Source organism: Acinetobacter colistiniresistens (assembly GCF_000413935.1).
Taxonomy (GTDB): domain Bacteria; phylum Pseudomonadota; class Gammaproteobacteria; order Pseudomonadales; family Moraxellaceae; genus Acinetobacter; species Acinetobacter colistiniresistens.
This window is the reverse complement of record NZ_KE340379.1, coordinates 129,415-154,472: the sequence shown is the minus strand read 5'-3', so window position 1 is coordinate 154,472 and position 25,058 is coordinate 129,415. Positions and strand designations below refer to the sequence as shown.

Sequence of the window (25,058 nt, the reverse complement as noted above, 5' to 3'; positions counted from 1 at the left end):
CCTTTAGGACAAATTTGAAATGCGATGCAAAAATCTAAAGTTATCTGGTCAGTATCAAAAGCAATTGGGATCATCACAATTTGTTTGACCCCAACATGGGTTTCAGCAAAGACTATTTTAATTTTGGGTGATAGCCTCAGCGCAGGTTATGGCATTGATGTAAAGCAAGGCTGGGTTCAGTTATTACAACAACGCTTAGACCAACAGTATCCGAAACAGCACAAAGTGGTCAATGCAAGTGTCAGTGGTGAAACCACCAGCGGTGCATTGGCAAGACTTCCGAAACTGTTACAAACCTATAAGCCAGAAGTCGTCGTGATTGAGCTTGGAGGAAATGATGGCTTACGGGGCCAACCGCCACAAATGATTCAAAAAAACCTTGCACAATTGATACAGCTTAGCCAAAAACAGAAGGCCAATGTTTTATTGTTTGGTATGAAAATTCCGCCGAACTATGGAACTGCCTATAACACTGCTTTTGAAAATAATTACAAAGTGGTTAGCCAACAATATAAAGTAAAGCTGTTGCCCTTCTTCTTAGAAGGCATCGCTGGGCATAAGAATTTAATTCAAAATGATCAAATTCATCCCAATGCCAAAGCGCAACCCATGATGTTAAATTTAGCTTACCCTTATATTAAAGGCGCTTTATAAATCAAGCATTGATTATTAGCGCGTGTCAGCCAATGTGTTTCTTGAAATAAACCACACGTTCAGTTTCATGAAAACCAAGCGCCTGATGCATCGCATGGCTAATACGATTATCGAGGGCTGCATCCGAGGCAAATTCAATACATCCAAACGGTTTTGCCCACGCTTCTACTTGTTGAACCAGATGTGTTGCGATGCCTGAACGCCGATAATCAGGAAGGACATAAATCCCTTCAAGAAATGCAACTGGTGAAGTTTGCGTGCCATTTACATATTCATATCGAATCGATGCTTCTAGCATGGCAATCGCTTGTTGAGTATCTGAATATGCGAGTAGCTGTAAGCTTTGTGTCTGTTGAAGTAGCCGCTGCATTTCCTGTAAATGTGCCTCGTCATGATCAGGCCAGAGCAGTTTTCTCAATCCTAACCAATCTGCCATCAGGGATTCAGATACAGGCATAATATTCATTGCGAAATGCTCTTTTGGTTGAAACATCCAAATTTTATCAATGAAGGATATAAAACATTAATCATAAAATTATGGCGAGTTTCTCAACTCGCCATCTGCTTTAAAAATCGAAGAAACTAACTTCGCCCGTTTCTAGCGAATATTCAGCTCCGACCACGATCATTTTGCCTTTCTCAATTAAACTTTCTAACACAGCAGAACCGTGACGTAGTTGATTCACTGAGGCAAATACATTGGAACGAACTGCATGGGCCGAGAGTTTTTTCAAATCGTTTTTCAATTCGGTTTGCATCAAGATTTCAACCGAAGGACGCACACGATTCACGATCGACATCAAATTTGACGATGGTGGTTGCTCTGGATGCATCAAGGTATCAATGGTCGCTTGAATTGCCCCACAATGACTATGACCTAAAACCACCACAACTGCACAATCATAGCGCTCTGCCGCAAACTCAACGCTACCCACCTGTGAAGGTGCAACAATATTCCCCGCAACACGAATTACAAACAAGTCACCTAAACCTTGGTCAAACACCATTTCAGCAGGTACACGTGAGTCAGAACACCCTAAAACAATGGCAAAAGGATTTTGATCACTTGCCATTTCGGCACGTTCCTGATGAGACAATAATCTTTGTTGAACTGCCTCTCCTTTTACAAAACGGGCATTACCAGCTTTTAAACGATCTAATGCTTCTTGTGCGGTGAGCATGCGTGTATCCATTTATAATTGACCTGAGCGGACAGTTTAATGTGCACCTGTTTGAAAGTCACTGACAAAAATAAAAACTCTCAGAACACTTGCTAATCTTTTAATCAGGAAAATAACGGAAAAATGATGATTTCATTGGCAAGAATTTCCATACAGCTGTAGATTATGCAAATGACTCCTTTCGCACTTTCCCCAATAATCAATGAATGTAAAAATAGATCAAGGATAGAGCAATGAACACAAAAAACCAGTTTGCAATGCCCTTTCGCAGGACATTAACTGCGGCTTTACTGGCATGCAGTTTGACCACAATCGCGATCAGCACCACACAGGCTGCGGAAATTGAGATGAGTTTCCAAAACCTGCTCCAACAAGAACGTAGTTGGGCTGGCTTACAAAGCAAGACCTTAAAGGTAGGCGATATCACCTGGTCTTATAGTGAAGGCGGTCAAGTTGGTAAACCAATTGTCATTTTAATTCATGGCTTGGCTGGCAGTCGAGACAATTGGAATCGTGTTGCACGTGCCTTAACTGCAAACTACCATGTCGTCATCCCAGACCTACCTGCCAGCGGTGAAACACAGGTTCCCAAAGATTTTGACTACTCAGTACCTAACGTAACTGAAAAATTACGTCGTTTTGTCGAAGCAGCCAATCTGACAGGACCAGCTCATGTTGCAGGTCATTCATTAGGTGGTTCAATTGCCATGTTATATGCAGGCCAATACCCATTTGAAACCAAAAGCCTGTTCTTGATTGATGCTGCGGGGGTCTATAAATCTGCTAACACGCCTTATCTTAAAGACCCAACCCAAGTAAAAAACATGATTGTGAGTAAGAAAGGTGACTTTAACTTCTTAATGCAACAAGCCATGTTTACACCACCGTTTATTCCAAAGGAAATTGCACAAGCACAAGAGAAAATGATGATTGGTCAAGTTGAACAAACCAAGAAAATGGTCGACCAAATCATTGCTTTGAATAAGCTGTATACACCAGATTCATTTGCCTTACTGGCTCGCTCAATTGATGCGCCGACCCTGATCCTATGGGGCAAACAAGATAAGATTATTAATGTTGAAGTAGCGCCTGAGTTAAAATCCCTACTGAAGAATGCCCAAACACCAGTGATCTTGGACAATGTAGGTCATATGCCGATCTTGGAAGCAGATCAATTGGTGGTACAGCAATACCTTCCCTTTTTAAGCAAGATTCAGGTACAAAAGCCAGCAACCTCTTCTTCACCCTAAATTTACCGTAACGATTTGAGATTTTATGTCTAAACAGCCAATGATAGAACAACTGATTGATGCACAACTTGACTTTTTAGAGCATGAGTTTGCACAAGCAGAAACCATTCAACATGAGTTTAAGCAGTTCTATCATTGGTTGCGCTTACAACAGTTAGGACATCTGTGGTCATTTGAACAAATCTTTGGCCTGATTGAAAAGCAGATTTTAGCTACACCTGCCAGTTCATTCTTAGTCGAACAAATTGCTGAACATATCCGTTTTGCCTTGATTCATCCCATCAATGATCAAACTCGTATTGAAGATGTGATTCCAGTCCTCACCATTGATTCGATTGCGCAATACGTAGCCAGCAAAAGTGGACATCGCCAACGCCTGATTAAAACCGTCGTCAATAATCCTGCTTTTTCTGCGCTGATCACCCAACTGATTCAACACTCTATTCAAGACTATCTGGATAATTCCATGTCTAAACGTGTGCCGGGTGTGGGACATTTTATGAAAATGGGGAAATCAGTTTTAGAAACCGTGACCGATTCAAATCTAAATGAAGCGATCGGAAACTACTTACAAAAGAATATTCAAAAAATCAGCCAAATGAGTGAAAAGGTATTAAACCAGCACTTCAATGATGACAAGCTATATCATTTTCAGGCCAATCTCTGGCATAAAATCAAAGTGATGCCTTTATCTGTATTGAAAAATTATGTCGAAGTCCAAGACCTGCCTCAAACCGTGGGCATGGGACATGAGATTTGGGAACATATTCGTCAAACCCCTTACCTGAAGCAACAAGTCCATGATGGCGTCTATGCATGGTATGCCCGTAATCAGGAACGTAGCTTTGATCTTTTACTACGTGATCTGAATATCGACGAAGCGTTGATTGAAAATGAGCTCAGTCATTTGCTCAGCCCTGTTTTACAGCAAGTGATTAGCACGGGTTATTTAAGACAGCGTGCGCGTGCTTATTTAGAGAAATTTTATTATTCTGAACCAGTCAATCAAATTTTAAATAAACAAGGATAAGGCATTTTCTGCCCTATCCTTTTGCTGCTGCGACTTAGAAACTATATGTCACGCCAAGATTGTAACGGCGGCCATCTAGGACATAGTTGTAGGTTGCTGTATCAATTTCTTTATCAAATAGATTATAGATCCCTGCTGCAACTGCGATATTTTGTGTTGGCTTATAGTTTAACCCGACATCCACCATGGTATAGGCAGGTTTGCCTTTCGCCATTGCAGTACGGCTTAAATAATCCGAAGTTTTACTGCGGTAGTTAACACGGCCCCAACTTGAGAACTGGTCATTAATCTCCCAGTCCGCAGTCGTATTGAACATATGCTTTGGCATTTCATTTAAAGGCTTGCCTTTGTTGATACCACTTTTTTGCTCGGTATCGGTGAAGGTATAATTGGCACTCAAGTTGACATTTGGTAAGACTTGCCAGCCAAAGGTTGCTTCCGCACCACGCATATTGGCTTTATCGACATTTTCCTTCAAGCTCACAAAATCAAATTTTTCACCCAGCCAATCACAGCCAGCAGAGCCTGCACCTTTATCACAATCACGTATCTCTGTGATTTTGTCTTTAAACTCACTATTGAAAAGCGTCAAGCTAGCGTTGAGATTATCTAGATTATCCCAATTGAAAGAAACCTCATAGTTGACACTTTTTTCTGGTTTTAAGTTTGGGTTCCCTACGATCACACCATTGCTTTGACTACCACCGGTTGCTTGTCCCCATGCCGCCACAGTTTCCCGTAATGTTGGTGTTTTATACCCCGTAGAAACACCACCTTTAATCACCCAGTTATCATTGAACCCCCAAACCCCATAGACTTTCGGACTCCAGTGATCACCAAAATTTTCATCTTTATCTAAACGAAGTGATGTGGTTAAAGTAAAGTCATCCACAATGTTCCAAGCATTTTCAGCAAACAATGCCCAGCTATAACGTTCAAGATTCGAAATAGGCTTTACCCCGCCCACACTTAACTGGTTGCCTTGGTCATCTAACTCTTCTTTTAAATATGACCCACCAAAGCTAAGGCTATTACGCCCTAAATTAATTTTATTGATGGTATTAAAGGTGGTATTGGTCGCTTCCATCTTACGAGATGGATTTTCATTTTCTTCACGCTGAATATAAGAATGTGTTTCAACTGCAGCAATCTTGCCACGATGGGTTAAGCTATATTCGGTACGATAATAGTCAGTTAACGAATTTGCCGGTGGGTTTCGTCCAGTTTGTACTGGAGAAATACTTTTCCCAACTGTCGCATTTCGATTTTGGATCGAACGTTGATATTCTAGATCAAGGGTATGATCGTCATTTGGTGTCAGGCTAAATGCTGCTCCACCCGCACGAATTTTCTGCTTCTTATATCCACCATAAATTTCATCTTCATCACGTTGAGAATACAGCCCATTGGCTTTAAAAGATAAAAGATTCGCAATTAATGGACCTGCAATATATGCATTGCTCTGGTATTGATTTCCTGAATCCGAGTTTTCTTGTAATGTCGTATCGACCTTAATCGAGCCAGTCCACTCGGTCACATTCTTTTTGGTGATGATATTAATCACACCACCCATTGCATCTGAACCATATAAACCAGACATTGGTCCACGAATCACTTCAATACGCTCAATCGCCCCAATATTCGGTAACCAGCCCTGTTCAATCCCAGAGTTATCACTATTTGGTCGTACCGAGCGTGAATTTACTTTTTTACCATCCACCAGAATCACCGTATAAGCACTGCCCATACCCCGGATACTGATATCACTTGAGCTTCCCCCTCCTGTAACCACCACCCCGGGCACATCTTTCAAGGCATCTGTTACATCGCGATATGCTTTTTTGTTGATTTGTTCTTGTGTAAGTACTGAAATAGAGGCTGCCGCTTTTTTAATATCCTGCTCAAATCCACTTGCCGTTACCACGATCTTGTCTAATTGCACTGCATCTTTATTGGTTTGAGTTTCTGCTGCGTGTGCAATTGTCATCATACCACTCAGCACGGAAATGGTAAGCAATGATTGACGCACGATTGTATTGGACATATTTCCCACCCGATTCAGAAAAATCTTAAGATTTGCTTAAAAATTGATGAGGATTCTAACAAAAAATAAATAAAACTCAATACAAATGATAATTATTATTATTTATATATTCATTATTTCTACACATATCTATTTATTAAATAACGAAAAATGATCTCCATTTTGATCAAAAAATAAAAAAAGCCCTTAAACAGGCTTTTTTTATTACGGTCACTTTCAAGCAATTATTTGAAATAAGCGCCTTCGGCCTGCGTATGATCGGTTTGATCCACTACGCGTTGTAACTCAGGCACATGTTGTCTTAACGTTGTTTCCACACCTTGTTTTAAGGTGACATCAATCGCAGAACAACCTTGGCAACCCCCACCAAATTTCAGTACTGCGGTCAGGCCATGTTCTGGGCTATCCTGTACTTCAACTAAACTACAGTTACCGCCATGCCCTGCTAAACCTGGGTTAATTTCAGATTGCAGCACATAGGTAATGCGTTCTTCAATGGATGCATCTGGCCCAACACGTGGCACTTTTGAGTTCGGTGCGCGGAACGTTAATTGACCACCAAAACGGTCTTTGTTGTAGTCAATCACAGCATCAACCAAATACGGAATTGATGGCGCGTCGACATAAGCAGGAAAGTTAGGATAATCCTGTTTATAGTCTGTTGGCACCACTTCTTCAGGTGCGCTATATGCCATACAACATTCAGCACGTGGAGTACCCGGATTCTCTACAAAAACACGAACGCCAATCCCTGGTGTATTTTGCTTTGCTAATAAATCACCTAAATACTCTTGTGCAGAGGGAGTAATTAAAAGGTTTGGAATTTCTTCTGCGACAGCAGTGTTGGTGTTCTCAGTCGACATAACAATAATCCTCAAGCTGATGTCGTTATATTAACCGAAGATGGAGGGTAATTAAAAAAAATCAACCATTTTTGTAGGAATTCTATGCAAGATCATTGTTTATTAAGTTTTTAATGGCATTATTGCTTAGACACTGATCAATTTAAAAGCTATATGTTACATTTACCCTTTGGTCACACTGTGACACTGATTATTATTACTGTGGCAATTTCCTTATTGGCATTTTCCAATCAAGCAGTAATGAACCGTTTAATTTTTTGGCCACCCGCCATGCAACGTGGACAATATGATCGTTTTATCACACATGGTTTCATTCATGCCGATGGAACACATTTATTGTTCAATATGATCACGCTGTTTTTCTTTGGCAATATCATTGAAAGCTTCTACCGTCAGTTTTTCTATGACATGGGTTTTGTTTTATTTTATCTCGGTGGACTGATTGTTGCGATTCTACCCAGCTATCTAAAACATCGCCATGATGCTCGCTGGGCCAGCCTAGGGGCTTCTGGTGCTGTTTCAGCAGTGCTATTTGCCTATATCCTGTTCCAGCCGTGGAACCTGATTTTCGTTTTCTTCATTCCTGTTCCTGCCATTATTTTTGCCATTTTATATGTGGCTTATAGCATCTGGTCAGGTAAACGAGGCAATAGCAATATCAATCACAGCGCCCACTTGTGGGGAGCTGCCTATGGTGTGGTCGTGACCATTATCTTGGAACCAAGAGTAGTTCCTCATTTCCTCAATCAGCTCACCAAAATTCCATTTTAAATCATTCCAGAGCAAAGCCCCGCGCTTGGGGCTTTTCTTTTTTTAAGATTAACAATCAAATTTTAATTATTTTTATCATAAAAATCATCACTCTAAACTCGCCTTAATTCTTATAGAAAATTAAGTCGATTCTAATGTCTGGTCACAACTTACTTACTACCCTTTCTATTGCATTATTCAGCCTTTCACTTTCAGCTTGCAGCGATAATGATTCAGATCGCTCCAATAGCGTGGTTGAAACCAAGAAACAACCCAATGTGCTATTTATCATGGCGGATGATTTAGGCTATTCAGATTTAGGGGCTTTCGGTGGAGAAATCCGTACTCCAAACATTGATGCCCTGACGCGAGAAGGCCGCATTCTAACCGATTATCATACGGCACCAACCTGTTCCCCAACCCGTTCGCAATTGATTTCAGGCACAGATCATCATTTGGCTGGTATTGGTGCCATGGCTGAACTTACACCACCACACCTGAAAGGACAGCCTGGTTATGAGGGCTATTTAAATGAACGCTCACTTTCCATAGCAGAGGTTCTCAAAGACAATGGTTATCGTACCTATATCAGTGGCAAATGGCACTTGGGTTTAACCGATGCAAGCAATGCACATGCCAAAGGTTTTGACCATTCCTTTACCTTGTTACAAGGTCTAGACTTACATTTTAAACAAGCACCTTCGGCCTATAAACGTAATGCAACCTATACTGAAGATGGCAAACCCGTCCCAATTTCATCTCTGCCTGATAATTTTTTCTCAACCGATTATTACACCGATAAACTGATTAGCTATTTAGACTCAGGTAAAAACTCTGGAAAGCCCTTTTTTGCCTATGCAGCCTATACTGCTCCACATTGGCCCTTACAAGCACCTGCCGAATATCGTGACCGCTATCGTGGTGTTTATGATGTCGGCTATGAGGTCATTCGAGATGCACGGATTGCCCGCCAAAAGCAACTCGGACTGATCCCCGCCAACTTTACAGCAGCAGACCCTATTGCCACACAAAATGCACCACAAAAATACGGTAAATGGAATGAACTTTCACCCGAGCAAAAGGCCTTGGAAGCACGCAGAATGGAAATCTATGCGGGTATGGTCGAAAATCTGGATGCCAACATCGGTCGGGTCATTCAATATCTAAAACGCAATAATCTATATGACAATACTCTAATTTTCTTTGTGTCTGACAATGGCGCCGAAGGTTTTATCCGTGGTAATTATGGGGCTGAATCTGGGTTTGATAATAGCGTTGATAATGTCGGAACCTCAAGCTCTTACCATTATGTCGGGCCACGTTGGGCAGAAGTCAGTGCCGCCCCCTTTCACCTTTGGAAAGATACGGCAGGCGAAGGCGCAACGACCGCACCTGCGATTGTAAAGCTGCCTGATCAAAGCAAAGCACAAGCAACCTATCATGGCTTTGCTTCCGTTCTTGATGTTTTCCCAACGGTTCTTGACTATGCCAACATTGCCGTTCCACAAGGCCAATACAAAGGTCGCCCAATTAATACACCAAGTGGCTATTCTTGGAAAGCTGTACTTGAAAATAAGGCTCAAGCAATTCGCCCTGTGAACTTTAGTTTTGCTGATGAATTACATGGCAGTAAATATGCACGTCAAGGAGACTGGAAAATCGCCCTACAAGGAACATCTGGACTTGGGACGGGTACATGGGAGCTCTACAACCTCAAAAATGACCGGGGAGAAACTCGAAATCTTGCGCAGGAGAACCCAGCCAAGCTGCAAGAGTTGGTGGATGTTTATAATAAATACACCCAACAAAATGGCGTCAAGGAATACTTCCTTAAATGAAACTCTCGCCCATTTTAATCTCACTCTGCAGCCTGTCCCTTGTGGCAGGCTGTAGCAAAGTTGCCCCAGACGCCACAACGTCCCATCGGCAAACGGCGACTGTCACAGCTCCCCTTGGCTCATTGCCGCAATGCCAACAGTATTCTGGCTTACCCCATGCATGGCAACACAGTAAAACTGCGGGCATGGTTTGGATTCCGCAAGGAACATTTCAACTCGGTTCCAATTTAGCCTACCCTGATGAGCTGAATTTTGGCAAACCACAACGCCAAGTTGAAGGGTTCTGGATTGACCAAACGGAGGTGACAGTTGCCCAATTTGCCAGTTTTATCAAAGCAACAGGCTATATCACCGATGCGGAGAAACAAAAACAGGCAGCTGTATTTTCCCCTGATGTAAATCATCCGAATCAATGGTGGCAACTGAAAAGCGATTACTCTTGGAAAACCCCCAACGGCGCAGCAGGTCAAGCTCCTCTTCCCTCCGAACCTGTGCGTTATGTCACCAAAAATGATGCAGAACATTATGCGGTCTGGTTAGGGCGAGATTTACCTTCCGAACAAGAATGGGAGTATGCCGCCAAAGCTGGATCAACAACAGATACCCCTTTACACCAAGCACCTCAAGATGCGCATCAACATCCCCAAGCCAATTACTGGCAAGGTGAATTCCCACTCAACAATACAGCGGAAGATCACTTCGACGGTGTAGCTCCCGTGGGATGTTACCCCGCCAATGCCTTTCAATTATTCGATATGATTGGCAATGTCTGGGAATGGACGTCTTCTGTCTATCACGGCGCACATGATCAACACATGGGCAATTATGCGGAACTGCGACAACAGAACAGCACTGCAACGCAATATGTATTGAAGGGCGGTTCTTTTTTATGTGCTTCTAACTTTTGTGCTCGTTATCGAAATAGTAGTCGTTACCCACAAGAATTTGATTTAGCTGCAACCCATGTCGGGTTTAGAACCATCTTACGCACGCAATCTTGATACCTACTGCTGTTCAGCATTTTTGACGACCTATGCGTAAGAAATTCAATATCGCGTTCAAAGTGAATCAAAAAATAATGCATCAAATTTCTGGTGCATTCTCTTTTGCACTCGTTCTGTTCAAGCTGATTGTTCAGTGATGAAATTGAGCCTTTCCCACTACAAAGTAATTATGAATCCACCTTAAGTCTTTATAGGTTTAGGTCTCTTATCGCCTTTTTATTTATACCAAATAATCCACTTCATCCGATAATTGCATAATAAATCACATTTTTTCCAATTAGTAATTTCATTTATTAACAACCGATATAAACTACAAGGATATATTTTATTCTTCTGATGGAATTTTTAGATGAATCTAATCCAGCATGGCGCTGTCCTCAAAATATTGAACAAGGTTCAGCATGCTGATGATTGGATGATTTTTCTGGAACAACTGAACCATTACTTTGATCTGCAGGCATCCCAACTGCTGGCTGTCGACCTTGAGGTACAAGCGCTTTCTTTCAGTGTTCATCACGGCGTCGATTTTGATGCCAATCAACTTGAACAAGCTGCTCTTAAACAGATCCGCCTCGAATTTGATGATGATCCACGTTTAAAAAAATTATTAGCAGCCCCGATGTCAGGCTGGATGCATTGCGTCCAACATTTTGCAGAACAAGAAATTATCCAGACTCAAGTCTACCAACAAGTCTTAGCTCCCCTGAATTTACGCTTCTGCTCAGCCATTCAGGTGATTTATGACCACAAAGTTTGTGTCATTCTAGCCTTTCTCACCAGTCCTGATCGTGGTGCTTTAAACTGCACTGAGCTAGAACCGGTGTACGAGATTTTGCCAATGCTGCAGCAAAAGATTCAGCAATATCGGCATCATTTTGAATATTCCACCATGACCTTACTTGGGTCACAACTGATTCAAAAAATGAATCAGCCGATCGCAATTATTAATCTGAATGGCGATATCCTTGAAATTAATACTGAGGCAGAACAATTATTAGCATCGAATGAACAGATCCAGATTAAGCAACGCCGCTTCCTATTGAATGAAAACAAGCAACAACAATTCGATCAGAACTTGATTGAATTAGAACGTCTTTATAAAAACCATCACGATCTGGCACATGCACAACGCAGCAAAGTCATGATGCTAGATCAACATTTATTCCTAACACTGGATTTACTCAGCCCAGAAAAAACACATAAGATTTTTGGTTTACGCCCAGTCTTACTGGCAACATTCTCAGGGCTTAAGCCTAAGCCCAAATACCAGAAAGACATTTGTACGCAACTTTTTATGTTTACCCCTGTTGAGCACAAAATCTGCGAGCAACTGCTTGAAGGTAAAACCACCAAAGAAATTGCCCTTACACATGACATTCAAGCAGATACCGTAAAAAAACATTTACAATCGATTTTCAAGAAAACCAACACGCACCGACAAAGTGAATTGATTCAATTGTTGATGCAGTGGGTATAATCTCGAATACCCCTTATGCAATCTCGGCGGGAAAGGCAATCACCTGATTAATGTTGAGCTGGTTCATAACCACCATCAACAATCGATCCACACCTAAAGCAATACCTGAACATTCTGGCATGTTCGGCAAGGCCGCCAACAAATGCTGATCCGTTGGAATGACAGGTAATCCTTGCTGAGCGCGCTCTGTATTGTCTGCCTGAAAACGAGAAGCCAGAACCTCGGCATCCAAAAGTTCATCATAGGCATTGGCTAGCTCCAAGCCTTCGATATACACCTCAAAACGTGCTGCAACCAGTTCACCGTCTGCATCCTGTTTCACTTTTGCCAGCGAAGCCATTTCAGGTGGAAAATCAGTTAAAAATACAGGGGCATCAAAGCCTAAACTCGGCTCGACAAAATGAGAAAATAACAAATCCATATAGCCCAGACGGTCATCGCCCAAATCAAGATTCAGGCCAACCCGATTGGCCGTGTCTTTAAGCTGCTTCAGGCTTGCCTGTAAAGGATTAATTTCCAAACGATCCTGAAACGCATGTTTATAACTGAGAACAACAGGACGGATTTCGCCAAAGCGATGCGCCAAACAGCTTTCTAACAGATCAGCAGTTTCATGCATTAATCCTTTCAAATCGAGCCCCGGTCGATACCATTCCAGCATGGTAAATTCACTATTGTGCTTACGACCATGCTCATCATCGCGGAAAACTTTACAGATTTGATAGATCGGCCCACTGCCACTGGCCAATAAACGCTTCATTGGAAATTCGGGAGAGGTCTGTAAATACTGGGTATTTAATTTGCCATGAATATGGCGTTGCACCTGTACTGAAGCCAAATGCACATCGGTTACCCCTGCCTGTGACAAAACTGGTGTTTCAACCTCAAGGACTTGCCGCTCAGCGAAAAACTGGCGAATCTTACGATACATTTCTGCACGCGCTTTTAAAGCATCGATTGAACAGGTCGGTTGGTAGGTTTTCATTGCTTGACTCATGCTTTTGGCCCACCATGTGCAGCCCACTCACGGCGCAAAGGATAGTTTTTACGAAGTAAATCAAATGCTTTTTGCTCAACCTTTCCATTTTGGACATAGGCACGAAGTTGCTGATCATCAGCAGCGATATCATAAATCTGCGTCAAATACCGCTTAAGTACCGCTTTTAAATCCTGTCGCTCAAAATATTGTTCTACTGGCGGCAATTGACTTTCAAAACGCTTGGAGATGTCATATTTAAAGCTATGGCAAAAGGCTTCATAAATCATTTGCGTCCCTCTGGCCTTACCTTCCAAGCTATAACCTGCAATATGTGGAGTCGCCAAAGCCAGCATGTCTAAAAGCAGTTGCGAAATCTCTGGCTCAAACTCAAAGACATCCAGTACCACTTGGCGTTTCGTCTTTGCAATATCATCCATTAACGCAGTTTGTTGGATCACAGGACCACGTGCACTATTGATTAGAATCGCAGATGCCTTCATCTCAGCAAATGTGGCCGCATTAAATAAATGCTGTGTTGGATAATCACCCGATACAGTTAAAGGTACATGAATTGAAATGGCATCGGCACGTTTTAACAGCTCGTCAAAAGAGACATTTTCAATACCAGCCAACTGCACATAAGGATCATAGCCAATCACATGCCAGCCCAGTAATTGTGCCATCACAGCCAGACGGCTTCCGACATTGCCTAGCCCCACGATGGCTAAAGTAAACGCTTTATTCTGTTCTAAAAGATCGCAATCTAAATGGAGTAAGGCGGTAATTACATATTCTGCGACTGCCTGAGCATTACAGCCTGGTGCGTTGCTCCAAGCAATATGTTGTTGTTCTAATGCTTGCAAATCAAGATGATCTGTTCCAATGGTGGCACTGCCCACAAATTTTATTTTGCTCTGATCAATCAACGCATGATTCACTTTGGTCACCGACCGAACCAAAAGTGCATCGGCATCCTGCACATCACTGTGTGTTAGCGTTCGCCCTGCACGATGCTGTATTTCTGCAAATTCCGCAAAGAAATAATCGGTAAATGCCAAATTTTCATCTGCGATAATTTTCATACAGAAGCTTCCATCAATAAATCTCAGCCTATTATCCTTAGCAGACTCCCAATTGACAATTCATAAATACAACTCTGTAGTGATTAAATGACCGAAAAATGCTGCTCTTGCTACACGCATGCGACATATTGCCAATTTACTGCAACATCTTTGCTCTTATACTAGAACTTTCCCTAATTCCTCCATCGTAATGACGCAATACTCTCCTTATAAAGGCAAAAATGGCATTAAACGGATTCTCAATGCCACAGGCTATTCAGTTGCTGGTTTTAAAGCTGCTTTTCGCTATGAAGCTGCTTTCCGACAAATTCTATTACTCAATGTAATTTTGATCCCGCTCAGTTTCTTCTTGACTGTCACCGCAGTTGAGCAAGCGCTGATGGTCGCTGTCTGTTTACTGGCGATTATTGTAGAACTATTTAACTCAGCCATTGAAGCCGTAGTTGATCGCGTTTCCTTGGAAAAAAATCCACTGTCTAAAAATGCCAAAGATATGGGCAGTGCTGCACAATTTGTCTCTTTAGCCATTATCTTCTTTACATGGATGATTATTTTATTTCGATAGAAATTCGATCTTTTTACATAAAAAAATCCCTGCATATGCAGGGATTTTTTGATCTAGACGAAGATGTATTACATCATGCCGCCCATACCACCCATACCGCCCATATCTGGAGCAGCTGGTTTATCTTCTGGGATATCAGTAATCATACATTCAGTTGTCAACATCAAACCAGCCACAGAAGCTGCGTGCTCAAGTGCAGAACGTGTTACTTTCGCTGGGTCAAGAATACCCATTTCCAACATATCGCCATATTCGCCAGTAGCAGCGTTATAACCGAAGTTACCTTCGCCCGCTTTAACTGCATTGATCACAACTGAAGGCTCATCACCTGCATTCGAAACGATTTGACGAAGAGGCGCTTCGATTGCACGACGTAAAATGTTAATACCCGCAGTTTGATCTTCGTTAGCACCTTTTAAGTTATCTAACACATTCACTGCGCGTACCAGTGCAACACCACCACCAGCAACAACACCTTCTTCAACCGCAGCACGCGTTGCATGAAGTGCATCGTCTACACGGTCTTTCTTCTCTTTCATTTCAACTTCAGTTGCTGCACCAATTTTGATGACTGCAACGCCGCCTGCTAATTTAGCAACACGTTCTTGAAGTTTTTCTTTGTCATATTCAGAAGTAGATTCTTCAATTTGCGCACGGATCTGTTGAACACGTTCAGCGATTTGCGCTGCATTACCAGCACCATCAACAATCACTGTGTTTTCTTTAGAAACAGTGATCTTATGTGCAGTACCTAAATCTTGAAGAGAAGCCTGTTCTAAAGACATACCCACTTCTTCAGAAATCACAGTCGCGCCAGTCAAGATCGCGATGTCTTGAAGCATTGCTTTACGACGGTCACCAAAACCAGGTGCTTTTACCGCACATACTTTGATGATACCGCGCATGTTGTTCACAACAAGTGTCGCAAGCGCTTCACCTTCAACATCTTCAGCGATGATAAGAAGTGGTTTACCTGTTTTAGCAACGGCTTCTAGTACAGCGATCAATTCACGAATGTTGCTGATTTTTTTGTCAACAAGAAGGATGAATGGATTTTCAAGTTCCGCAGTCAATGTATCTTGCTTGTTCGCGAAATATGGAGAGATATAACCACGGTCGAACTGCATACCCTCTACAACGTCTAAAGCGTCTTCGAAGCCAGAACCTTCTTCTACAGTAATTACACCTTCTTTACCCACTTTTTCCATTGCTTGTGCAATCAACTTACCAACAGTGGTGTCAGAGTTTGCAGAAATCGAACCGACTTGTTCAATTGCCTTGAAGTCATCTGCAGGTTTTGCATTGGTACGGATATTTTCAACAACCGTTTTCACTGCGATGTCGATACCACGTTTTAAATCCATTGGGTTCATACCTGCAGTTACAGATTTGATCCCTTCGTTCAAGATTGCTTGAGCAAGTACAGTTGCCGTTGTTGTACCGTCACCCGCGATGTCATTGGTCTTAGAAGAAACTTCACGAACAAGTTGAGCACCCATGTTTTCAAACTTGTCTTTTAATGAAATTTCTTTTGCAACGGTTACACCATCTTTAGTGATGTGTGGAGCACCGAAAGAACGGTCGATCACAACGTTACGGCCTTTAGGACCTAAAGTTACTTTTACCGCATCTGCAAGTACGTTGACGCCTGCAATCATTTTTGAGCGAGCTGAATCACCAAATTTTACGTCTTTAGCTGACATGTTAAACTCCGAATCTTTTTAAATACTGAATCTGATAATAAATTTGAGTTAGGTATCGATTAGCCTTCAAGTACCGCTAAGATGTCTGACTCTTTCATGATCAAGAGCTCTTCACCACTTACTTTTACTGTTGTACCGGCATAAGTACCAAACAATACTTTATCGCCAACTTTAACGTCTAAAGCACGAACGCCATTGTCAGTGATCTGACCATTACCCACTGCGATTACTTCACCTTGAGATGGTTTTTCAGCAGCAGAACCTGGAAGTAAAATACCACCAGCCGTTTTAGTTTCTTCTTCTACGCGACGAATCACAACACGATCATGTAATGGACGAATGTTGCTCATAGTTAACTCCATCAGACTTAGTCTTTTTGATTAATGTGTACCGCCAGTTCTTGGCAATACATAAAATTTTGATATGCCACTTTTGTGGGGTTGAAAAAAATGGCTTCAAGGGGGAAATGAAAAAAAACTCGACTTTTTTAGTATTTTTTCTGCAAACTGATTTTGATTGAACAAATTGTCTACAGCTAACAAAAAAAGCTGTCATTGACAGCTCTTCATTTTGATAAAAAAGACGTTTAAAAAATAATTTGATGATTACCCAATAATTCACTCAATGTTGTGTTGACATTGTTGAGTGCTACCAAATGAACACTGTTCTCAACAGAGGCTTCACCATCTCGATCAATACTAACGATCGTATTATCACCCTCTTGATTCACATGAATGAATTTTTCCAGAGAGGTAACCGAGCCGTCTCCAGCATAATCTGTCAATAATTGACTGAGATCAATCTTGTCCGCTTGTGAATCTGTCCAGACATTACCAACATGAAAATCTTGCCAGCGATCCACAAGCCCATCGCTACAATTCAATAGGGTATAAACCACCGTATCTGAACCAATGCCTCCAACATAGGTGTCGTGACCACCACGACCATCTAGACTATTATTTCCAGCATTGCCTGTAATCAGATTATCTAATCCATTGCCCGTGGCATTGAGATTTGCATACCCAATTAGCTCTAGATCCTCAACATATTTACCACTTTGAAGGTATTGCTGTTCCGATCCTAAAACATTTATTTCAGCAAAATCGTCACTTAAATTATAGCTTACAGAACTAAATATCTTATCGTGTCCACCGAAATCTACATCCCGATAGCCTAATTCAACTATTTGATTTTCCCAATAGCCACTGCTTATTAAAATATTTTCATAACCACTGGTGTCAATCCATTCCTTTTCATAATGACTTGTATCGACCCATTGATCCTCATAGTGACTTGTATCAACCCATATTGTTTTTTGATAATGATTGGTCTCAATCCATTGTTCTTGATAATAACTGGTGTCAATCCAAACAGTTTTCGACTCAATCCAATCTAACGCGTACCCATCCTGCCAAGTCTTTGTTTTAGCATCATAATATTGAGCCAAATATTGATAATAATGACCGCTAGGTGAATTGTCATCTATATAAACCTTTCCAGCTTGATCTTTATAAACTTTTTGTGTTTCAAAATAACCTTGCTCCACTAAAACTTGCTCTGTACGCCCCTCCACTACCTCAACTTGATCGTAATATCCACTTTCAACCCATATAGATTCATTATATCCATCAACAATCAGGTTTTGATGTTCATAGCCACTCTCGACCCATTGTGATTCATAGTAGCTATTATCAACCCAGACATCCCCAAATATTTCATAATATTCAGTACTATACTCTTGTACAAAATCAGAAGAGTGATTGACATAATAAATGTTATCTCCACTATTCCCCTTAAACTGATCAATAGACATAGCATCTAAAGTTTTAAAAAAATCAGCATCAAAAAGGCTATAAGCCTTTGATACGACCTTATGCAAAGCTGTATTCAAAAAGCTAAAAAAATAGCCTCCGTCGTAACTCTTTGTAATATTTCCAGCGATATCATGATCAATGAAACCAACTGGTTTTTCACTATTCACCCCAATATTTATATTCGTTTTTTTATCAATAAGTATGTTATTTAATTGAATTGCAGCTTGCTCAAAAAGATTCACCTTATTCAAATCAAACAGCTCATATCCTATATGATTATTTAACACTTTATATGGAATTAAAGAGTCACTCTGACTTTGCTTTTTTTTCATTTCCCCATCCTTCATTAAATTAAATATTTTTATTTTCTTAAAATTTAAGAGCCTTGAATATATTTCAAAATCAATAAAAGTTCAAACAAAACAAACTGTTAAGAAATTAATAATTATATTTTTATTTCAATATAAAAATCTTATCAATTATAAAGCCTTTAATACGGCTAGAATCTGGAAGGCTTAAAAAGCCTCTCTTGTTCATCTAACCAATAATGTTCCACCGTTCCATCCTTCAAAATCACATTAAAACTATTGGTTAATCCAAAACGTAATCGATTCGAAGTTGCTGTACCTGCATGGATATCTAAAATCGGATGATTAAATCCCAACTGAAAAATCTGATTTAAATCATGCACGGCTACGTTATGTAGATGCCCATGCAATAAACCTGATAAGCCCCGTTCCCCCCAGCGCTTTAATGCAATTTTCGCAAGTACAGGACAGTCCTTATCCCCATGCTGATTGGGAAAAGTATAAAAAGGCTGATGGAAGGTCACCAACTTAAGTTTATTTGGCGGAGCATTGTTTAGCTTTTCGTCAGTTTCGTGGATTTGCTCCAGCGAAATATGTCCACGCGTATGGTATCTACGGCGAATGCTATTCATCCCTACAATATAAAAATGCTCTGTTTCCAATGTGGTTTCCAAGCGACCAAAGAACGCCTGATAACGAACAAAGGGCGAGAAAAAACGGTTCCAGATATGGAAGAGTGGAATATCATGATTGCCAGGAACCACCAGATAAGGAATCGACAAGGCATCTAAAAATTGACGACATGCATAGAATTGCTTAAAACGTGCACGTTGGGTGAGATCACCACTGACAACCACAGCTTCTGGCTGATGCTCTAAACAAAACCGCTTGATCGCCTGAATACAAACTTCGCGTTCCGTTCCAAAATGTAGGTCAGACAGATGTAATAGCATTAGGAACCATCACTTTTAATGCAGATTTTTCAACTGAAAATTTTAATGGGGTTTGCATTTCCATAAGCTCTCCATCTACAGCTACCGTTAATTTTGGCTTTTTACAGTCAACCTGTATATGCTCGGCACAAAATGAATACACATCAGCAGCTTGATCAATTTTGCCCTGAATGAGTTTCCATAACATTTTCAATAAACTGAGACGATCACTTTTCGCAACGACAACACCTGCCAGTTTGCCATCTGCCGCACATTTCGCAATTCTTAATTTCATATCACTGAGCTGCAGTTGATTATTACCAAAGAAAATCAATGGGGTCGCAACTGGATATTTTTGACCATCTACAGTGACAGCTAATTTCAATGACTTATATTCACGCAGCAATACATCTAAACCCGATGTATAGGCATTTAAGGGAAAACGCCCTAACCGTTGATTATAAAGTTCACGTTTCTTAATAAATAAAGGATAGAGCCCCAAACTCGCATTATTCAAATAAATCTGGTCATTGATCGCTGCCACATGAACATCTTGTATTTTCCCCGTTGCGATCACCTCTGCCGCTTGAGCAACATCAATGGGGATGTTTAATGCCCGAGCCACATAATTAAACGTTCCCAACGGTATAATTCCCATCGGGATATCGGTATGAATTAGCTTCTTGGCAACCGCATTCAGAGTCCCATCCCCACCTGCAGCAACCACAACACCACGAAAATCAGCCTGTCGATGCCGAAGTAAAACATCTTGCATCATCTCATCAAAGTTGACCTGCTGATTTAACTCAAATACCTGGATTTCGAATCCATATTGCGTCCAGAAGGTCATGAGACGCTCATATTCTTCATCCTGCTGCGCTGCATGAAAACCTGATTTTTGATTATAAATAATAGATAAAGGCTGTAAATTCTGAGTCATTAACATCCACCTTAAGGGCGAGAATAATCATATTTTTGTTTACAAAATCAACAAATAAAAGCTTGTTTATGTAAATTTTGAATGAGCTTCATTCATATAATCAATAACAATTCTCAAAAAAGCAAAAAATAAATTAAATCATTGTTTTAAAATATGATTTATAACAAAAATAACATATATAAATAAACAAAATACCAAAATATAAAATAATAAAGTCATTTAAAAACAATAAAATAAAAGGAATACCCCCTAAGCACCTCAATCCCCCCACCCATTCTTTAGTCTTATATTTTTTATGATTTTATGCTTTAATACAGCCACTTTTTTTACTTCCTCTGTCTTACTGCCATCCAGTAGATAGAACTTGTACGTTGTACACACTTTAAAAAGGCATCACCATGACCCAAGTGAACGCACCAGAATTCGTTCGTCACCCTAAGCTAATTGCATGGGTGGAAGAAATTGCAAAATTAACCAAACCAGCAAAAATCGAATGGTGTGACGGCAGCGAAGAAGAATATCAACGTCTTATGGACTTGATGATCGCTAACGGCACCATGCAGAAACTCAACCAAGAAAAACATCCTGGTTCTTATCTTGCAAATTCTGACCCTTCTGACGTTGCTCGTGTTGAAGATCGCACTTATATCTGCTCTCAAAATCAAGAAGATGCTGGCGCAACCAATAACTGGGTTGCTCCTGCTGAGATGCGTGCAAAATTAAATGGATTATTTGACGGTGCAATGGAAGGCCGTACCATGTATGTGGTTCCCTTCTCGATGGGTCCTTTAGGAAGCCACATTGCTCATATCGGTATTGAGTTAACAGATTCTCCTTACGTTGCCGTCAGCATGACAAAAATGGCACGTATGGGCAAAGCAGTTTATGACGTGTTAGGCACCGATGGCGAGTTTATCCCATGTGTACACACTGTTGCTGCACCGCTTAAAGATGGCGAGAAAGATGTTGCTTGGCCATGTAATAATGAAAAATATATCGTTCACTACCCAGAAACACGTGAAATCTGGTCTTACGGTTCTGGCTACGGCGGTAATGCACTACTAGGCAAAAAATGCTTGGCATTACGTATTGCGTCTGCAATGGGTCGTGAGCAAGGCTGGTTAGCTGAACACATGCTTATTTTAGGCGTGACCAACCCACAAGGTGAAAAACACTACATCGCAGCAGCATTCCCTTCTGCTTGTGGTAAAACCAACTTTGCAATGTTGATTCCACCAGCAGGCTACGAAGGCTGGAAGATCGAGACTGTAGGTGACGATATTGCTTGGATCAAACCAGGTGAAGATGGTCGCTTATATGCCATCAACCCAGAAGCTGGTTTCTTCGGTGTTGCGCCTGGTACAAATACCAAGACTAACCCGAACTGTATCGCAACGATGCATAAAGATGTGATTTATACCAACGTTGCTGTAACCAAAGACGGCGAAGTATGGTGGGAAGGTCTAACTAAAGAAGTTCCAGCAGACCTGATTACTTGGAAAGGTCAACCTTACGTTGAAGGCGAAAAAGCAGCGCATCCAAACTCACGCTTTACTGTTTCTGCGGGTCAATGCCCTTCGATTGATGCTGACTGGGAAAATCCAGCAGGTGTACCAATCTCTGCATTCATCTTTGGCGGTCGTCGTGCAGACACAGTGCCTTTAGTTTCTGAAGCATTTGACTGGGTGGATGGCGTTTATAAAGCTGCAACCATGGGTTCTGAAACTACTGCTGCGGCTGTTGGCCAACAAGGTATCGTTCGTCGTGACCCATTCGCAATGCTTCCATTTGCGGGCTACAACATGGCTGATTACTTCGGTCACTGGTTAGACATGGGCAAAAAAGTCGGCGCGAAAGCTGAAGCTGCGGGTAATAAATTACCAAAAATCTTCAACGTAAACTGGTTCCGTCGTGATGCCGAAGGTAACTTCGTATGGCCTGGTTTCGGTCAAAACATGCGTGTTCTTGAGTGGATCATTGATCGTTGTGAAGGTCGTGCAGAAGCAACTGAAACACCAATTGGCTATGTTCCAACTTACGAACAATTGAACTGGACTGGTATTGATTTCTCTAAAGAGCAATTCAACACTGTTACTGCTCAAGACAAAGATCAATGGATCAAAGAGCTTGAAAGCCACACTGAGCTATTTACTAAACTTGGTGCTCGCTTACCTCAAGCGCTTAAAGATCGTCAAAATGAATTATTAGCAGCTGTTAAATCTGCTTAATCACCTTAATTCCCCTCTTTATTAAAGAGGGACTCAGGGAGATTATAAAAAAGGTCGCTTCGGCGGCCTTTTTTATTGTCGCCTCTTCGAAAAATTCTATTAAATTCGCCTATCAATACAACTATTCCCATCAACCCCACAGTGAAATAAATTGCAAACTCAATAAACATTAATAATAATTGTAATAATAATATTTCTCATTTACATGGTTGTAAACATGGGCCTCTCCCCCTTTTTTAAACGTACCCCTCTCTTTTTGGCAATCTCAGGATTAATCTCCATTAGCTCATATAGTCATGCGCTAGACGAGGGATCACAACAACTCCCAAGCATCAAAGTGCAAGCTACACATGACGATGATAATAGTGAAAAAACTCAGGCATACAAGATTAAAAACAGCGCCAGCGCCACTAAACTCAATATTGAAGCCAAAGAAACACCTCAAACCATTAATGTGGTGACACGTCAACAAATTGAAGATTTTGGCTTAACCAGCTCTAGAGATATTTTAAATAACACGCCTGGTGTTATCGTCAACTCTGCCGAAACTGACCGCTCAGTGTATATGGCACGGGGTTTCGAAATTTCAAATATTTTGGTCGATGGGGTTGGATTTCCTGCGAGTGGCTGGAACTATAATGACACCAATCCAGATAGTTACTTCTATGACCGCATAGAAGTCATCAAAGGTGCAGATGCACTGACCAATGCATTTGGTGATCCAAGTGCGACCATCAACTATATTCGCAAACGCCCAACCAAAGAATTCCAAGCCAATGCAGGTTTAAGCTATGGTTCATGGGATACCCAACGCTACGAGGCCGATGTCTCTGGCAGCCTCTCTTCAAATATTCGTGGCCGTCTGTCTGGATTCGAGCAAACAGGTCATTCCTATTTAGACCGTTATTCATCTGAGAAAAATGGGATTGCAGGGGTTATAGAAGCTGATATTACGGACCAGACACTATTGACCATCGGCGCCAGTCAAGAAAAAAACAAGCCTAATGCCAACAATTGGGGTGCGCTCCCGCTCATGGATGCTTCAGGCAAACAAATCAGTTATGACCGCTCTTATAACCCAAATCCAGATTGGGCTTACTGGGACAACACGTCACGCAATGCCTTCATTGAGTTAAAGCAAAAATTCTTAGAAACATGGTCTGCCAATCTAAGCTATAACTATAACGAAAAAGATCGCCAAAGCCAGCTACTCTACTATTATGGCTACCCTAAAGCAGATGGTTCAGGTATTTCACTCACTCCAAGTGGCTTTCTGGAAAACAATAAACTACATACCGCCGATTTTAATTTGCAAGGTAAATTCGACCTATTCAATCGCGAACATGAAGCAATTGTTGGCTATACCTTCTCCAAAAGTCATCAAAATGACCATGAGAAAAAAGGAACACTTCTGGATAGCAATATCAGCTATGTTGACAATAGCCCCTATACAACCGATTGGGCGAGTTGGACACCCAGCAGCGTAAGTTGGTCTAATTTTTCTCAAACAGCTGACTATACGCAACGCAACCAATCGGTTTATGCAGCCACACGCCTTCATCTGAATGACGACCTCAAATTAACCTTAGGCGCAAACTATGTTCAGGCCAAAAGTGAAGGCTCAAGCTATAATGCACCAATGAATTATAGTGAAAGTAAAGTTTCACCTTATGCAGGCCTTACCTATAACTTCACTCCTGAATATACAGGTTATATGAGTTATACCTCTATTTTTAGACCACAGACCTCAGTTGATGAAGCGACGGGCAAAGTCGCAGATCCAATCAAAGGAAAAAGTTACGAACTTGGATTCAAAAGCTCATGGCTAGATGACAAGTTAACGGGAACACTGGCCATTTTCAGAACGGAAGAAAATAACTATCCGCTACGCGCTACGGATGGCAATCCACTTAACCGTAAAGTCGCAATCAGCGACCTACGCTCACAGGGTGTAGAAGTTGGTTTGGCTGGTCAGTTAACCGATCAAGTCAATGTTTCTCTGGGTTACACTCAATTTAGCTTACAAGATTTAAAAAATGGCGGTGCAGCCAGAACCTACAACCCGACACAAAGCTTTAACCTCCTCACCACCTACTCTCCAACACAGTTACCAAAACTGAAAGTTGGTGCCGGTTTAAAATGGCAAAGTAAAATCAGTCGTTTAGACCCTACCTATGCCACTTATCTTCAACAAAGCGATTATGCACTGATCAATTTAATGGCAAGCTATGAAGTTAACCCGCGTTTCAGCATTCAAGCCAATGCCGACAATGTGACCAATAAAAAATATCTAAATAGCTTTACCGATGGTCAATCCTTTTATGGTGAGCCAGCAAACTACACCGTTGCACTCAAGTTTAAATACTAAACTGTAAAGGTTTAGCCCAAACAAAAAATAAAAAAGCCCCTTGTCTAT

At 41.2% G+C, this 25,058-nt stretch carries 21 protein-coding genes; 10 read left to right on the top strand and 11 right to left on the bottom strand.

Annotated features, from left to right (window positions below):
* The first annotated feature begins 24 nt into the window (after positions 1–24).
* On the top strand, positions 25–654 hold the full coding sequence (locus F907_RS12635; protein WP_016651651.1) for an arylesterase: 630 nt from the start codon (positions 25–27) through the stop codon (positions 652–654).
* Between the two features lie 25 nt (positions 655–679).
* Here the strand turns inward: F907_RS12635 and F907_RS12640 are convergent, their stop codons facing one another.
* Together F907_RS12640 and F907_RS12645 are read right to left on the bottom strand one after the other, a co-directional pair.
* Entirely contained in the window at positions 680–1,120 is a 441-nt protein-coding gene (locus F907_RS12640) for an aminoglycoside N-acetyltransferase AAC(6')-Ij (protein ID WP_016651650.1), read from the bottom strand.
* A 100-nt stretch (positions 1,121–1,220) separates the two neighbouring features.
* Positions 1,221–1,835: a carbonic anhydrase gene (locus tag F907_RS12645; RefSeq protein WP_032861893.1), complete on the bottom strand. Its 615-nt coding sequence runs from the start codon at positions 1,833–1,835 to the stop codon at positions 1,221–1,223.
* A 233-nt stretch (positions 1,836–2,068) separates the two neighbouring features.
* Here F907_RS12645 and F907_RS12650 point away from each other — a divergent pair, with 233 nt between their 5' ends.
* Together F907_RS12650 and F907_RS12655 are read left to right on the top strand one after the other, a co-directional pair.
* The gene (locus F907_RS12650; RefSeq protein ID WP_016651649.1) at positions 2,069–3,085 is read left to right on the top strand and encodes an alpha/beta fold hydrolase; all 1,017 of its coding nucleotides are present in this window, start codon (positions 2,069–2,071) and stop codon (positions 3,083–3,085) included.
* Positions 3,086–3,110: 25 nt separating this feature from the next.
* Positions 3,111–4,115: a hypothetical protein gene (locus F907_RS12655; RefSeq protein ID WP_016651648.1), complete on the top strand. Its 1,005-nt coding sequence runs from the start codon at positions 3,111–3,113 to the stop codon at positions 4,113–4,115.
* A gap of 34 nt (positions 4,116–4,149) precedes the next feature.
* Here F907_RS12655 and F907_RS12660 read toward each other — a convergent pair whose 3' ends face one another.
* Together F907_RS12660 and nfuA are read right to left on the bottom strand one after the other, a co-directional pair.
* The gene (locus tag F907_RS12660; protein WP_016651647.1) at positions 4,150–6,159 is read right to left on the bottom strand and encodes a ligand-gated channel protein; all 2,010 of its coding nucleotides are present in this window, start codon (positions 6,157–6,159) and stop codon (positions 4,150–4,152) included.
* A gap of 224 nt (positions 6,160–6,383) precedes the next feature.
* Positions 6,384–7,022, bottom strand: a complete 639-nt coding sequence (nfuA, locus tag F907_RS12665; RefSeq protein WP_005243499.1) for a Fe-S biogenesis protein NfuA — start codon at positions 7,020–7,022, stop codon at positions 6,384–6,386.
* A 153-nt stretch (positions 7,023–7,175) separates the two neighbouring features.
* On the opposite strand from nfuA, the gene F907_RS12670 reads away from it, so the two are divergent.
* The 4 genes from F907_RS12670 to F907_RS12685 all read left to right on the top strand — a co-directional run bounded on the left by F907_RS12670 (position 7,176) and on the right by F907_RS12685 (position 12,091).
* The gene (locus F907_RS12670) at positions 7,176–7,793 is read left to right on the top strand and encodes a rhomboid family intramembrane serine protease (RefSeq protein ID WP_005145015.1); all 618 of its coding nucleotides are present in this window, start codon (positions 7,176–7,178) and stop codon (positions 7,791–7,793) included.
* 134 nt (positions 7,794–7,927) lie between these two features.
* On the top strand, positions 7,928–9,610 hold the full coding sequence (locus F907_RS12675; RefSeq protein ID WP_016651646.1) for an arylsulfatase: 1,683 nt from the start codon (positions 7,928–7,930) through the stop codon (positions 9,608–9,610).
* Positions 9,607–10,611 carry an SUMF1/EgtB/PvdO family nonheme iron enzyme gene (locus tag F907_RS12680; RefSeq protein WP_016651645.1) on the top strand — a complete coding sequence of 335 codons (1,005 nt, stop codon included), beginning with the start codon at positions 9,607–9,609 and terminating at the stop codon, positions 10,609–10,611. Before F907_RS12675 ends, F907_RS12680 begins: the two co-directional genes overlap by 4 nt.
* 352 nt (positions 10,612–10,963) lie before the next feature.
* Entirely contained in the window at positions 10,964–12,091 is a 1,128-nt protein-coding gene (locus F907_RS12685) for a helix-turn-helix transcriptional regulator (protein WP_005269788.1), read from the top strand.
* Between the two features lie 13 nt (positions 12,092–12,104).
* Here F907_RS12685 and epmA read toward each other — a convergent pair whose 3' ends face one another.
* Together epmA and F907_RS12695 are read right to left on the bottom strand one after the other, a co-directional pair.
* Positions 12,105–13,088: an EF-P lysine aminoacylase EpmA gene (gene epmA / locus F907_RS12690; RefSeq protein ID WP_032861891.1), complete on the bottom strand. Its 984-nt coding sequence runs from the start codon at positions 13,086–13,088 to the stop codon at positions 12,105–12,107.
* Complete coding sequence (locus F907_RS12695) at positions 13,085–14,152, bottom strand: 4-phosphoerythronate dehydrogenase (protein WP_016651643.1); 1,068 nt, start codon at positions 14,150–14,152, stop codon at positions 13,085–13,087. Before F907_RS12695 ends, epmA begins: the two co-directional genes overlap by 4 nt.
* A gap of 190 nt (positions 14,153–14,342) precedes the next feature.
* Between F907_RS12695 and F907_RS12700 the strand changes: the two genes are divergently transcribed.
* A complete protein-coding gene (locus F907_RS12700; protein WP_005269785.1) occupies positions 14,343–14,717 on the top strand; it encodes a diacylglycerol kinase in 375 nt (124 codons plus the stop codon).
* Positions 14,718–14,785: 68 nt separating this feature from the next.
* Here the strand turns inward: F907_RS12700 and groL are convergent, their stop codons facing one another.
* The 5 genes from groL to F907_RS12725 all read right to left on the bottom strand — a co-directional run bounded on the left by groL (position 14,786) and on the right by F907_RS12725 (position 20,414).
* Positions 14,786–16,420, bottom strand: coding sequence for a chaperonin GroEL (gene groL, locus F907_RS12705; RefSeq protein ID WP_016651642.1), 1,635 nt, complete (start codon positions 16,418–16,420; stop codon positions 14,786–14,788).
* Between the two features lie 59 nt (positions 16,421–16,479).
* On the bottom strand, positions 16,480–16,770 hold the full coding sequence (locus F907_RS12710; RefSeq protein WP_004652030.1) for a co-chaperone GroES: 291 nt from the start codon (positions 16,768–16,770) through the stop codon (positions 16,480–16,482).
* Between the two features lie 236 nt (positions 16,771–17,006).
* Positions 17,007–18,566 (bottom strand): type I secretion C-terminal target domain-containing protein, encoded by a 1,560-nt coding sequence (locus tag F907_RS12715; protein WP_016651641.1) that lies wholly within the window; start codon positions 18,564–18,566, stop codon positions 17,007–17,009.
* Between the two features lie 167 nt (positions 18,567–18,733).
* Positions 18,734–19,495 (bottom strand): metallophosphoesterase family protein, encoded by a 762-nt coding sequence (locus F907_RS12720; RefSeq protein WP_016651640.1) that lies wholly within the window; start codon positions 19,493–19,495, stop codon positions 18,734–18,736.
* Positions 19,476–20,414: a diacylglycerol/lipid kinase family protein gene (locus F907_RS12725; protein ID WP_005269762.1), complete on the bottom strand. Its 939-nt coding sequence runs from the start codon at positions 20,412–20,414 to the stop codon at positions 19,476–19,478. The genes F907_RS12720 and F907_RS12725 overlap by 20 nt, the downstream gene beginning before the upstream one ends.
* Positions 20,415–20,812: 398 nt before the next feature.
* Here F907_RS12725 and F907_RS12730 point away from each other — a divergent pair, with 398 nt between their 5' ends.
* Together F907_RS12730 and F907_RS12735 are read left to right on the top strand one after the other, a co-directional pair.
* Complete coding sequence (locus tag F907_RS12730) at positions 20,813–22,642, top strand: phosphoenolpyruvate carboxykinase (GTP) (RefSeq protein ID WP_005269761.1); 1,830 nt, start codon at positions 20,813–20,815, stop codon at positions 22,640–22,642.
* Positions 22,643–22,847: 205 nt separating this feature from the next.
* Positions 22,848–25,010, top strand: coding sequence for a TonB-dependent siderophore receptor (locus F907_RS12735; RefSeq protein WP_016651639.1), 2,163 nt, complete (start codon positions 22,848–22,850; stop codon positions 25,008–25,010).
* Positions 25,011–25,058 lie beyond the last annotated feature (48 nt).

Excerpts from the sequence above, each read along its gene's own strand:
- F907_RS12635 (WP_016651651.1), top strand. The coding sequence starts at position 25 with ATGCAAAAATCTAAAGTTATCTGGTCAGTATCAAAAGCAATTGGGATC.
- F907_RS12640 (WP_016651650.1), bottom strand. The coding sequence starts at position 1,120 with ATGAATATTATGCCTGTATCTGAATCCCTGATGGCAGATTGGTTAGGA.
- F907_RS12645 (WP_032861893.1), bottom strand. The coding sequence starts at position 1,835 with ATGCTCACCGCACAAGAAGCATTAGATCGTTTAAAAGCTGGTAATGCC.
- F907_RS12650 (WP_016651649.1), top strand. The coding sequence starts at position 2,069 with ATGAACACAAAAAACCAGTTTGCAATGCCCTTTCGCAGGACATTAACT.
- F907_RS12655 (WP_016651648.1), top strand. The coding sequence starts at position 3,111 with ATGTCTAAACAGCCAATGATAGAACAACTGATTGATGCACAACTTGAC.
- F907_RS12660 (WP_016651647.1), bottom strand. The coding sequence starts at position 6,159 with ATGTCCAATACAATCGTGCGTCAATCATTGCTTACCATTTCCGTGCTG.
- nfuA (WP_005243499.1), bottom strand. The coding sequence starts at position 7,022 with ATGTCGACTGAGAACACCAACACTGCTGTCGCAGAAGAAATTCCAAAC.
- F907_RS12670 (WP_005145015.1), top strand. The coding sequence starts at position 7,176 with ATGTTACATTTACCCTTTGGTCACACTGTGACACTGATTATTATTACT.
- F907_RS12675 (WP_016651646.1), top strand. The coding sequence starts at position 7,928 with ATGTCTGGTCACAACTTACTTACTACCCTTTCTATTGCATTATTCAGC.
- F907_RS12680 (WP_016651645.1), top strand. The coding sequence starts at position 9,607 with ATGAAACTCTCGCCCATTTTAATCTCACTCTGCAGCCTGTCCCTTGTG.
- F907_RS12685 (WP_005269788.1), top strand. The coding sequence starts at position 10,964 with ATGAATCTAATCCAGCATGGCGCTGTCCTCAAAATATTGAACAAGGTT.
- epmA (WP_032861891.1), bottom strand. The coding sequence starts at position 13,088 with ATGAGTCAAGCAATGAAAACCTACCAACCGACCTGTTCAATCGATGCT.
- F907_RS12695 (WP_016651643.1), bottom strand. The coding sequence starts at position 14,152 with ATGAAAATTATCGCAGATGAAAATTTGGCATTTACCGATTATTTCTTT.
- F907_RS12700 (WP_005269785.1), top strand. The coding sequence starts at position 14,343 with ATGACGCAATACTCTCCTTATAAAGGCAAAAATGGCATTAAACGGATT.
- groL (WP_016651642.1), bottom strand. The coding sequence starts at position 16,420 with ATGTCAGCTAAAGACGTAAAATTTGGTGATTCAGCTCGCTCAAAAATG.
- F907_RS12710 (WP_004652030.1), bottom strand. The coding sequence starts at position 16,770 with ATGAGCAACATTCGTCCATTACATGATCGTGTTGTGATTCGTCGCGTA.
- F907_RS12715 (WP_016651641.1), bottom strand. The coding sequence starts at position 18,566 with ATGAAAAAAAAGCAAAGTCAGAGTGACTCTTTAATTCCATATAAAGTG.
- F907_RS12720 (WP_016651640.1), bottom strand. The coding sequence starts at position 19,495 with ATGCTATTACATCTGTCTGACCTACATTTTGGAACGGAACGCGAAGTT.
- F907_RS12725 (WP_005269762.1), bottom strand. The coding sequence starts at position 20,414 with ATGACTCAGAATTTACAGCCTTTATCTATTATTTATAATCAAAAATCA.
- F907_RS12730 (WP_005269761.1), top strand. The coding sequence starts at position 20,813 with ATGACCCAAGTGAACGCACCAGAATTCGTTCGTCACCCTAAGCTAATT.
- F907_RS12735 (WP_016651639.1), top strand. The coding sequence starts at position 22,848 with ATGGTTGTAAACATGGGCCTCTCCCCCTTTTTTAAACGTACCCCTCTC.